Here is a 10,960-nt window from a genome sequence, read left to right on the forward strand (position 1 = left end):
TTTTTTTATACCCCACGCGGGGCCCGGCCCGGCCCCCCCCCCGTTCCCCCCCCCCGCGCGCCGGGGTCCCTACCCCCTCCCCCCCCCCCGTCGCCGTTTTTCACGTTCGAGTGATGTCGAGGACCACTGTGGCGAGCACTCCGCACGAAGCGGGCAACGTTCACAGTATCGGGTTACCCACGCAAGACTGAATTTTTGTCCGCACTGGCGCGGGAAGACCACCGGAAGTTCGAAACCGCTCCAGTCAACGCCGCTTTCCGGTGAAATCCGCTGCGCCGAACGTGGTATCGATTCCACGACGTGGGGAATATCCGCGTCGCAGCGGCCCGAAGATCACCCGTTATTACTTGCGACGTGGACCAAATCCACGGTGCGTGTTCATTTCGGGCCCATCTGACCCTCAGGGGTGTCGCCATATCGGCCGCTTCCCGTACCACGTTCGGGCTCACTACCGTCGGTCCGGACCAATGAGCGAAACCCGATTGGCGGTGTGCGTGCGGTGACTGTGACCGATCCGGACTTGGAGACCGAGCACTCGAGGCTCAGCCTCGGCACGGCGGCGGCGCGGAACCTGGCGACGACGACCAAGTCCGTCCCCCAGATGCAGGGCATCACATCGCGGTGGTTGCTCAAGATCCTGCCCTGGGTGGAGGCCAAGGGCGGCACCTTCCGGGTCAACCGCAGGCTGAGCTACGCGGTCGGCGACGGGCGCCTGACGTTCACCAACATCGGCGCGGACGTCCGCGTCATCCCGCAGGAGCTGACCGAGCTGGCGCTGCTGCGCGGCTTCGAGGACGTCGAGGCGCTGGCCGCGCTCGCCGACCGGTTCGAGCAGCGCGAGTACGAGCCGGGCGCGGTGATCGTGGAGGAGGGCCGCCCGCAGGACGCGCTGCACCTCATCGCGCACGGCAAGGTGAACCTGATCGGCCAGGGCGAGTACGGCGACCAGACCGTGCTCGGCACGCTCGCCGACGGCGAGCACTTCGGCGGCCAGGTGCTCGCCGGACCGCAGGGCGAGTGGGAGTTCACCGCCAAGGCCGTCACGGCGGTCATCGCGCTGGTGCTGCCGTGGGACGTGTTCGAACAGCTCAACGGCGACGCGGGCGGTCTGCGCGCGCACATCCAGCGGATGCTCGCGGGCGGCGCGGGCAGGTCCAACGCCTACGGCGAGGCGGAGATCGACATCGCCTCCGGCCACGACGGCGAACCGGACCTGCCGGGCACGTTCGTGGACTACGAAGTCGCGCCGCGCGAGCTGGAGCTGAGCGTCGCGCAGACCGTGCTGCGGGTGCACAGCCGCGTCGCCGACCTCTACAACCACCCCATGGACCAGGTCGAGCAGCAGTTGCGGCTGACCATCGAGGCCCTGCGCGAGCGGCAGGAGCACGAGATGGTCAACAACCGCGAGTTCGGCCTGCTCAGCAGCGCCGACCTCAAGCAGCGCATCCACACCCGCACCGGCCCGCCCACCCCCGACGACATGGACGACCTGCTGTCCACGGTGTGGAAGGAGCCGACCGCGTTCCTGGCGCACCCGAGGGTGATCGCCGCGTTCGGCCGGGAGTGCAGCAAGCGCGGGATCTACCCGTCCACGATCGACCTCAACGGCCACCACGTGCCCGCGTGGCGGGGCGTGCCCGTGCTGCCGTGCAACAAGATCCCGGTCACCAGGACCCGCACCAGCTCGATCATGCTGCTGCGCGCCGGGGAGCACAACCAGGGCGTCATCGGCCTGCACCAGACCGGCCTGCCCGACGAGTACCAGCCCGGGCTGAACGTGCGGTTCATGGGCATCAACGAGAAAGCGATCATCTCCTACCTCGTCAGCGCGTACTACTCCACCGCGATCCTCGTGCCGGACGCCATCGGCGTGCTGGAGCACGTGGAAATCGGCCGCGAGGACTGAGTCCCCCTCCCGATCCCTGACCAGATAGGCAGCAGAAGTGACCGTGACAGATCCCGGCCTCGCCCCCGAGGAGGCCGAGCAGCACCGGCAGAGCCTGGGCACGGCGGGTGCGCGGAACCTGGCCAGCACCACCAAGTCCGCACCGCAGATGCAGGGCATCTCGCCCCGGTGGCTGCTGCGGAAACTGCCCTGGGTGGCCACCCAGGCGGGCACCTACCGGGTCAACCGGCGGCTCACCTACGCCGTCGGCGACGGGCGCGTCAGCTTCACCAGCACCGGCGAGCAGATCCGCGTCATCCCGCAGGAGCTGCGCGAACTGCCCGTGCTGCGCGACTTCCCCGACGACGACCTGCTGGTCGCGCTCGCGGACCGGTTCCAGCAGCGGGAGTTCCAGCCCGGCGACGTCCTGGTGACCTCCGGCGAGCGCGCCGAGGAGGTGTACCTCGTCGCGCACGGCAAGGTGAACAAGATCGGCCAGGGCAAGTACGGCGACCAGACCGTGCTCGACACGCTGGCCGACGGCGACCACTTCGGCGACGAGGTGCTCTACGGCGCCGAGGAGGACGAGTGGGGGTTCACCGTCAAGGCGATCACCCCCGTGACCGTCCTGGCGCTGCCGCGGCGCGCGGTGCAGGAGCTGGGCGACCGGGCGGAGGCGCTGCGGGCGCACGTCGAGTCGGTCGCGCGCACCTCGGGCAAGCCGCAGAACAAGCACGGCGAGGCGGCGATCGAGATCGCGTCGGGCCACGACGGCGAGCCGGACCTGCCGACGACGTTCGTGGACTACGAGCTGTCGCCGCGCGAGTACGAGCTCGAGGTGGCGCAGACCGTGCTGCGGGTGCACAGCCGCGTCGCCGACCTCTACAACCACCCGATGAACCAGACCGAGCAGCAGTTGCGGCTGACCATCGAGGCCCTGCGCGAGCGGCAGGAGCACGAGATGATCAACAACCGGCGGATCGGGCTGCTGCACAACGCCGACCTCAAGCAGCGCATCCACACCCGCACCGGGCCACCCACCCCGGACGACCTGGACGAGCTGCTGTCCCGGCGGCGCAAGACGGCGTTCATGCTCGCCCACCCGCGCGCGATCGCCGCGTTCGGGCGGGAGGCGAGCAAGCGCGGCGTCTACCCCGGCACCACCGACGTGGACGGCACGAAGGTGGTGACGTGGCGCGGCGTGCCGCTGCTGCCGTCGGACAAAATCCCGATCTCGCCGCGGCACACCACGTCCATCCTGGCCATGCGGGTCGGCGAGCAGGACCAGGGCGTGATCGGGCTGCACCAGCCCGGCATCCCCGACGAGGTGCAGCCGAGCCTGAACGCCCGGTTCATGGGCATCAACGAGAAGGCGATCGTCTCCTACCTGGTCACCGCCTACTTCTCGGTGGCCGTGCTGGTGCCGGACGCGCTCGGCATCCTGGAGCACGTGGAGATCGGTCGATCCTGACCACGCCGGAGTCGACGGCAGCCGGGCCGCCACGCCCGGCTGCCCGTTCTCCCCTGCCCGCGCCCGCCGCGCGGGACGGGTTACCCCCCGAACAGGAGTTGTGGCGATGACCGACCTGGACGTGAGCCTCGACCACCGGTCCGCGCGCGAGGTGCTGAGCTGGAGCCGCGCGGGCGTCGACCCGGCGTTGCGGACCGCGGTGGACCGCCTGCCGGAGTCCATGCGGGCCATAGCGGGCTACCACTTCGGGTGGTGGGACGAGTCGGGCAGGCCGACGGGGGCCGACGCGGGCAAGGCCATCCGGCCCGCGCTGGTGCTGCTGGGCACGCAGGCGGTGGGCGGCGCGGTGGACGCGGCGCTGCCGGCCGCCGTGGCGGTGGAGCTGGTGCACAACTTCTCGCTGCTGCACGACGACGTCATGGACGGCGACACGACCCGCCGCCACCGGCCGACGGCGTGGCACGTGTTCGGCGTGAACCCCGCGATCCTGGCCGGTGACGCGTTGCTGACGTTGGCGCTGGACGTGCTGGCGGGCAGCGGCCACTCCCAGGCGCAGCAGGCGATCCGGGTGCTGTCGGCGGCCGTGCAGCAGTTGTTGGACGGGCAGAGCGCGGACCTGTCGTTCGAGGAGCGCGCCGACGTGCGGCTGGGCGAGTGCGTGCGGATGGCCGAGCGGAAGACCGGGTCGCTGCTCGGTGCGGCGTGCGCGTTGGGCGCGCTGTTCGGCGGTGGGCGGGCGGAGCAGGTGGAGCACCTGCGGGCGTTCGGGGAGCGGGTCGGGTTGGCGTTCCAGTTCGTGGACGACCTGCTGGGGATCTGGGGCGACCCGGAGGTCACCGGCAAGCCGGTGTACTCGGATCTGCGGAACCGGAAGAAGTCGCTGCCCGTGGTGGCCGCGTTGACGTCGGACACTCCGGCGGCGCGGGAGTTGCACGCGCTGTACCACGGTGAGGACGAGCTGAGCCAGGCCGATCTGGCGCGTGCGGCGGAGCTGATCGAGGTGTGCGGCGCGCGGGCGTGGGCCCAGGGCCGGGCGGACGACCTGCTGGCGAGGGCGCGTGAACACCTGCACGCCGCCGGCCCGTCCGAACGCGCGGCCCGCGAACTGGACGCCGTAGCCCGCCTCGCCACCCGCCGCGACCACTAACCCGTTCTCCCCGAACCTGCCGCAGACCTCTGACCAGCGGTTTCCCCGGCAACCGGATACACGATCGAGTGATTGCCGCCGACCGACCTAATCAAAACACCGTTATCCTCGAAGTCGAACGTCGGTTGAAACAACGAGGCCGGCAACCAACCCGTCGCCCCACGCCACCCCCACCCACCCCATCCGCCACCTCCACCCACTCGCCCTCCCAAACCTCGCCCCTTTGCCCACCCCCTACCGCCCACCCCACCGCCCCAGCCTCCCCCTCCACCCACCGCTCCAGCCTTCCCGCCCCTTCCCACGCTCCCTCCCTCCCCGCCGCTCGCTCCTTCCCTTGCTTCCGCCTTCCCGCACTTCCCCCTTCCGCCGACCGGCCGCTCCAGCCTTCCCACCCCCGCACGTCCCTCCAGCCCTGCCGCCCCCAGCCCCTCCCACCCCCGACCTGACGAGGAGCCGCGCCGTGGCCCTTCCCGTAGTGCTGTTGGCCTCGCCCCGGTCGTTCTGCGCCGGGGTGGAACGCGCGATCGAGATCGTGGACCGGCTGCTGGACCAACGCGGCGGCCCGGTGCACGTGCGCAAGCAGATCGTGCACAACACCCACGTGGTCGCCGAGCTGGAAGCACGGGGCGCGGTGTTCGTGGACGAGCTGGACGCCGTCCCGGACGGCGCGACCGTGGTCTTCTCCGCGCACGGCGTATCGCCCGCGGTACGGGAGGAAGCGGCCCGGCGCGGCCTGGAGGTGATCGACGCGACCTGCCCGCTGGTGACCAAGGTGCACGCGGAGGCGAGGCGTTACGCGGGGCGTGGCGACACGGTCGTGCTGATCGGGCACGCCGGGCACGAGGAGGTCGAGGGCACGCTCGGCGAAGCGCCCGAGCAGACCGTGCTGGTCGAGACCGTCGCCGACGTGGAAGCGCTGGAGGTGCCGGACCCGACGAAGGTCTCGTACCTGACCCAGACGACCCTGGCGATGGACGAGACGGCCGAGGTGCTGGCCGCGCTGCGGGCGAAGTTCCCGGCATTGCGGGGGCCGTCGTCGGCGGACATCTGCTACGCCACCACGAACCGGCAGGACGCGGTGCGCGAGATCGCGCAGGACTCGGACCTGGTGCTGGTCGTCGGGTCGCAGAACTCGTCGAACTCGGTGCGACTGGTGGAGACCGCGCGCCGGATGGGCGCGCCCGCGCACCTGATCGACGACGTGTCGGACATCCAGCCCGAGTGGCTCGAGGGCACGCGAGTGGTCGGGGTGAGTGCGGGCGCGTCCGCGCCGCCCCGGTTGGTGGACGAGGTGATCGAGGCGCTGGGGGCGTGGGACGTCCAGGTCCGCGAGACGGCGCGCGAGACGATCCAGTTCACGCTGCCGACCGCGGTGCGGCCGAAGCCCGGCGACGCCGGGACCGGCTCCGCCGCGCCGACCGGCCGGCCGTAGGAGGCCAGCGCGCAGTCGACAAGGGGTGCGTCCCACGGCGCGTTCCGCCGACTAGCCGCAGGTTCGGCCGGATAGCCGCAAGTTCCGCGCCAGCTGGCCCCCTACGTTCGGCAGGTGACCGCGACGTCCGAAAGGTGACCGCGCGTTCGGCAGGTGGCCGGGACGTTCGGCGGGTGACCACACGTTTGGCGGGATCGCGGGACGACGGGTGTCGGGCACGCACGGTCCTGCGCTCGATCCGGGAGGCCGGCCGCCGGGGCGCGAACCGGCACGGCGGCGAACGCGGCCGACCACGCCGACGACCAAACCGGCAGCGCCGACAACGCCGGCCAGGCCCACCAAGCCGACCACGCCGGAACGTGCCGACCAGGCCAACCATGCCGAAACGCGAGGCCAAGGGCGACGAAACCGCCCAAAACGCCGCGCATTCACCCGACCGAGCCCAATTCCGTCACCACCCCGAACCTCAAACCTTGGTCAACAACCATTGTGAGAGCGCTTCCCTCTCCCTAGGTTGGTTTCAGGCCACAAGCCGCTCGGTGGTGAGCTCACCGCGAGGACACAAAACCCCTCACCGTGTTCTGCGAGGTAAGCGTGATCGCGAATCCCACACCCATCGGGTAGACCCCCGACGGACGCCTGGGACGCCCAGTCCCAGGCGATCCGAAGCCGAACGCAGTGCGAACGGACGGTTGACCGGACCGATCATCCGACCGCTGAACGCCGACCCGCCACCGCCCGGAAGCGACCGAACACACACCGTCGCCACGACACGCCAACCCTCCCACATGCCGGGAAAACCGAGACAGGAGCGCTGATCACCCCTAGGGTCTACCGGCGTCAGCGACCCTGACCCCCGCGCGACCAAGATCAATACCGACGGCTTGAGGAGCTGGTGTGTCGACCCTCCGGGTGCGCCCCTACACCAGAACCGGCGGGCGGACGCGGTCCGCGACCACGCTGGCCATCGAGACCATCGTGACGACGAACGAAAAGGCGCGCCGAGACGCCCTCACGTCGACCGCGGAACACCGCATCATCAGCGACCTGTGCCGCAATCCGCATTCCGTCGCGGAAGTCGCGGCGACATTGCGGTTGCCGCTCGGAGTCGTGCGCGTGCTGCTGGCGGACATGTCCGATCTCAGCCTGATCACCGTGCACCAGGACAACACGATCGACGACAAGGGCCGGCCGTCACTGGAGTTGATGGAACGCGTCCTCATGGGCCTGCGCAGAATCTGAACGTTCCCGCAACGCGTGCACCACGGCGGCCATGTCGTGCTTGCCGTGCCCCAGCTCCACCGTGCGCGCGAACAGCGCCAGGCACGCGTCCAGCAACGGCGAGGCGATCCCGGCGGCACGGGCGGCGTCGGTGATCAGCCGGGTGTTGGTGAACACGTCGCGCGCGGCGGCTTGGGCCTCGAAGTCGTCCTCCAGCAGCTTCACGGCCTTCACCCGCGACACCTTGCTGGCCATCGGCCCCTTGTCGAGCACCTCCACCAGCGTGCCGAGGTCCAGGTCGTGCCGCTCGGCGAAGTGGAACGCCTCCACCAGCCCCGTCGTCATGGTGATCAGGAACGTGTTCACCGCCAGCTTCATCAGCAGCGCGTTCGGCGCCGCGCCGCAGTCCACGACCTCCGCGCACATCGGCGTGATCACCTCGCGGACCCGCGCGACGGCCTCGGGGTCGCCGGCCAGCATCGCGACCAGCTCCCCCGCTTCGGCCGGCTGGCGTGAACCCGAGACCGGCCCCTCGACGTAGTCGCCGCCGGCGGCACGGACGTCGGCCGCGAGCGCGCGCGAGAAGTCCGGGGAAGTCGTGCCCATGTGCACCACGGTGCGGCCCGCGACGAGCCGGGCGAACCCGTCGGTCCCCCGTTCGAGGACCGCGTCGATGGCCTCCTCGTGGGCGAGCATGAGGATCACGACGTCGGCCGCCGCGAACACCTCCGCCGGGGTCGACGCCACCCGCGCGCCCGCGGCGCGTAGCGGTTCGGCCCGGTGCGGCGAGCGGTTCCAGACCACGAGCGGCCGGCCGGACCGGGCCAGGTTGAGCGCCATCGGCTGACCCATGATGCCGAGACCGACGAATCCGACCTCCACCACTACCTCCTCGCGCGACGGCGCCGTGCCGCCTCCCGCGGGGATTCAACGCCGTCGCGGCGGGCCCGGTCTTGAACGGTGGTGCGCCTGGGCGTTCAACTCGGGTGTTCCCGACGTAGGACACTCGCGACCCGAACGTAGGACTCGCGCGGGGTCGGGGTCAGGAGGTGGGGAGGCGGACCAGGGGGGTGCCTCGTTCGGCGTCCCGCACGACGAACTCCGCGATGTCGTGCCAGCGCAGGCCCACCGAGGCCGACAGCGACACGGGATCCTTGCCGGGGCCGGTCGCGGTCACGAGCCACGAGCCGACGACCATCGACTCGCCCGCGCGGGACTTGACGACCAGTTCGCACCGGGTCGGCCCCTGGGCTCCCTTGACCTCGAAGCTCAGGGACGTGCCCCACGGCTCGGGGGTCGCCGCGAGCCGGGCGGACACGCCGGTGGTCGCGTCGGTGCGGCTGACGACGCCGGAGCCGTCGGGCGAGCCCTTCGCCACGTTGGACCGCTCCGGCACGGCGGGGGTGGACGGGGGGCCGGCGACCGGGTCGGACGGTGCGGCGACGGTCACCGACACGACCGCGGTCAGCACGACGAGCAACACCGCGGCGGCGGCGGCCAGCAGCGCGATGTCACGGCGCTTGCGCGCCCTGGAGGCGGAGACCGAGTCGAGCATCGCGCGCACCGAACGGCCGTCGGGCCGCTCCCCCGCGTTGGCGCGCAGCATGCCGTTGGCGTCGGCCTCGTCGAGCAGGTCGGGCAGTTGGGCGAAGTCGCGCAGGTCGAGCGCACATCGACGGCACTGGGCGAGGTGGTTCTCGAACGCGTCGACCTCGTCCTCGTCGAGGACACCGAGGACGTACGCCGCCACGTCGATGTGGTTCGGCTGCGAAGTCACCTGTTCAGCCCCGATCCTGCAACGCGCGTCGCAGGGCGCGCAGCGCGTAGTACACCCTGGACTTCACCGTGCCGGGCGGTACCCCGAGCACCGCGGCGGCTTCCCCGACGGTCCGATCCCTCAAGTACGTCTCGAGAATAGCCTCCCGGTGTTCTTCCGTCAGTCCGTTCATCGCTTCGGCTACGACTATCGCCGCCAGCGTGCGGTCGGCTTCGTCGCGCGCCGGGGCTTCGTCGGACGGCGTCAACTCCGACTCCTGCGGTCGGACGCTCCTCTTGCGACGGTCGTCGATGACGAGCCGCCGGGCCACGGTGAACAGCCAGGAGCGCAGCAGGACGGGGTCCCGCTCCAGCTTCTCGGCGTTGCGCCACGCCCGTACGAGCGTCTCCTGGACGATGTCCTCTGCCCACTGCCGGTCGCTGCCGGTCAACCTCATGGCATGACCGAGCAGTGCGCTGCCGAACTCCTGGTAGAGCCTGCGGATCAGCTCGTCTTCCAGGCTCACGTCCGGCCGGCCGTGCTCTCTCTGGGGGGAAGTGCTGCGTCTGTGCCGCGCCACGCCGAGCATCCAAGCGCGCCGGGGGTGGCCGCGTCGAGGGTTTCACCGCAAAAAAAGTCGTCGATTTGTTCGTGAACCGTCACCGCTTCGTGTCCGTATCCCCCGGTATCCGCTTCAAAGGCACGGACCCGACTGCCGGTCCGCTAGCCCTTTCGGCGGACCCGCCGGCCGGAGAAAGGACCAACGATGCGAAGTCGACGTTCCCGGAGGGCGTTGCTGCCCGTTCTGGCGGCAGCGGCGTCGGTGCTGGTCAGCGCCTGTGGCGTGACCGGGGTGACGCCCGTTGCGAGCCAGGACGGGGCGGAGGGCGCCGGTTCCGGTCCGACGACTCTCCAACAACAGCCGGAATTCGGCAAGGAGCCGCACCAGATGCTGTCGGCGACCGAGTCGAAGCAGGTCGGCTGGTTCGTGGCGGACGCGGCGGGCTTCGCGCTGTACCGCTACGACAAGGACACCGCGAAACCGCCGAAGTCCAATTGCGAGGCGGAGTGCGCGAAGAGTTGGCCGCCGGTGCTGGTCGGCGACCACACGATGACGTCGGGCGTGGACCCGACGCTCGTGGGGTCGGTGGCGCGCGCGGACGGCGCGAAGCAGGTCACGCTGGCCGGGTGGCCGCTGTACCGGTACGCGGGCGACAAGAAGGCGGGCGACCTGGCCGGTCAGGGCAAGGGCGGCGCGTGGTTCGCGGTGACGCCCGAGGGGAAGAAGGCGCAGGCCGAGGACGGCGCGAAGCCCGGCGCCCCGGCCGGCGGCGACGGTTACTAGGACGAGAAAGCCATGTCAGCCAAGCGTTTCGCGGCGGTCGTGCTGGCGCTGCACCTGCTGGTGCTGCCCGCGTTCCCCGGTGTCGCGCGCGCCGACGACCCGCCCGGCGCGGGACCGGTGGAGCAGACGCCGCTGGGCCCGATCACCGCGCTGGACAAGGAACTTTTGGTGAAGGTGCGCCTGGCCGGCCTGTGGGAGATGCCCATGGGCGAGGAGGCCCAGACGCGGGCGGCGAGCACGCGGGTCAAGGAGGTCGGCGCGCAGCTCGCGAGCGACCACGCGTTCCTCGACGAGCGGGTGGTGCGGTTGGCGTCGCAGATGAACGTGCCGCTGCCGGACGAGGCGAACGCCGACCAGCAGTCGTGGATGGCGGAGATGCGGTCGCGCACCGGCGCGGCGTTCGACGACTCGTTCGCCAACCGGTTGCGGGCCGCGCACGGTTCGATCTTCCCGGCCATCGCGACGGTGCGGGCGAACACCCGCAACGAGGCGATCCGGCAGTTCGCCCAGGTGTGCAACCAGATCGTGCTCAAGCACATGACGTTGTTGGAGAGCACGAACCTGGTCACCGCCATGGGGTTGGCCAAACCGGTGGCCGCGGGCGGGGGGCCCGCCGCGGCCCGGGGCGCGGGCCCCGGGGGCGCCGGGGCCCCCCGGCCCACCGGGGGGCCGCGTCCACTAGGCGGGGGGCCCAACTGGCACG

10 protein-coding genes are annotated in these 10,960 nt (G+C 71.0%); 7 read left to right on the plus strand and 3 right to left on the minus strand.

Annotated features, from left to right (window positions below; all coding sequences use genetic code 11):
• Positions 1-499: 499 nt before the first annotated feature.
• From ACFXGA_RS35210 to ACFXGA_RS35230, 5 genes are all read left to right on the plus strand, one after another.
• Positions 500-1,906, plus strand: coding sequence for a family 2B encapsulin nanocompartment shell protein (locus ACFXGA_RS35210; RefSeq protein WP_378095719.1), 1,407 nt, complete (start codon positions 500-502; stop codon positions 1,904-1,906).
• Between the two features lie 37 nt (positions 1,907-1,943).
• Positions 1,944-3,356, plus strand: a complete 1,413-nt coding sequence (locus tag ACFXGA_RS35215; RefSeq protein ID WP_378095722.1) for a family 2B encapsulin nanocompartment shell protein — start codon at positions 1,944-1,946, stop codon at positions 3,354-3,356.
• A gap of 106 nt (positions 3,357-3,462) precedes the next feature.
• On the plus strand, positions 3,463-4,503 hold the full coding sequence (locus tag ACFXGA_RS35220; protein WP_378095725.1) for a family 2 encapsulin nanocompartment cargo protein polyprenyl transferase: 1,041 nt from the start codon (positions 3,463-3,465) through the stop codon (positions 4,501-4,503).
• A 460-nt stretch (positions 4,504-4,963) separates the two neighbouring features.
• Entirely contained in the window at positions 4,964-5,935 is a 972-nt protein-coding gene (gene ispH, locus ACFXGA_RS35225; protein ID WP_378095728.1) for a 4-hydroxy-3-methylbut-2-enyl diphosphate reductase, read from the plus strand.
• 897 nt (positions 5,936-6,832) lie between these two features.
• The gene (locus ACFXGA_RS35230; protein WP_378095731.1) at positions 6,833-7,177 is read left to right on the plus strand and encodes a DUF742 domain-containing protein; all 345 of its coding nucleotides are present in this window, start codon (positions 6,833-6,835) and stop codon (positions 7,175-7,177) included.
• Here the strand turns inward: ACFXGA_RS35230 and ACFXGA_RS35235 are convergent.
• The 3 genes from ACFXGA_RS35235 to ACFXGA_RS35245 all read right to left on the minus strand — a co-directional run bounded on the left by ACFXGA_RS35235 (position 7,130) and on the right by ACFXGA_RS35245 (position 9,501).
• Complete coding sequence (locus ACFXGA_RS35235; protein ID WP_378095734.1) at positions 7,130-8,038, minus strand: NAD(P)-dependent oxidoreductase; 909 nt, start codon at positions 8,036-8,038, stop codon at positions 7,130-7,132. The two genes, ACFXGA_RS35230 and ACFXGA_RS35235, sit on opposite strands and share 48 nt — an antisense overlap.
• 160 nt (positions 8,039-8,198) lie before the next feature.
• Positions 8,199-8,933, minus strand: a complete 735-nt coding sequence (locus ACFXGA_RS35240; RefSeq protein WP_378095737.1) for an anti-sigma factor family protein — start codon at positions 8,931-8,933, stop codon at positions 8,199-8,201.
• 4 nt (positions 8,934-8,937) lie between these two features.
• The gene (locus ACFXGA_RS35245) at positions 8,938-9,501 is read right to left on the minus strand and encodes a sigma-70 family RNA polymerase sigma factor (protein ID WP_378095740.1); all 564 of its coding nucleotides are present in this window, start codon (positions 9,499-9,501) and stop codon (positions 8,938-8,940) included.
• A 177-nt stretch (positions 9,502-9,678) separates the two neighbouring features.
• Between ACFXGA_RS35245 and ACFXGA_RS35250 the strand changes: the two genes are divergently transcribed.
• Together ACFXGA_RS35250 and ACFXGA_RS35255 are read left to right on the plus strand one after the other, a co-directional pair.
• On the plus strand, positions 9,679-10,257 hold the full coding sequence (locus tag ACFXGA_RS35250; RefSeq protein ID WP_378095743.1) for a hypothetical protein: 579 nt from the start codon (positions 9,679-9,681) through the stop codon (positions 10,255-10,257).
• 12 nt (positions 10,258-10,269) lie between these two features.
• Positions 10,270-10,960 (plus strand): DUF4142 domain-containing protein (locus ACFXGA_RS35255; protein WP_378095746.1); only part of this gene is annotated, 691 nt, incomplete at its 3' end.

It is taken from the genome of Actinosynnema sp. NPDC059335 (assembly GCF_042752395.1).
Taxonomy (GTDB): domain Bacteria; phylum Actinomycetota; class Actinomycetes; order Mycobacteriales; family Pseudonocardiaceae; genus Actinosynnema.

Coding starts and splice junctions, on each gene's coding strand:
- ACFXGA_RS35220 (WP_378095725.1), top strand. CDS start 3,463: ATGACCGACCTGGACGTGAGCCTCGACCACCGGTCCGCGCGCGAGGTG.
- ACFXGA_RS35245 (WP_378095740.1), bottom strand. CDS start 9,501: ATGCTCGGCGTGGCGCGGCACAGACGCAGCACTTCCCCCCAGAGAGAG.
- ACFXGA_RS35250 (WP_378095743.1), top strand. CDS start 9,679: ATGCGAAGTCGACGTTCCCGGAGGGCGTTGCTGCCCGTTCTGGCGGCA.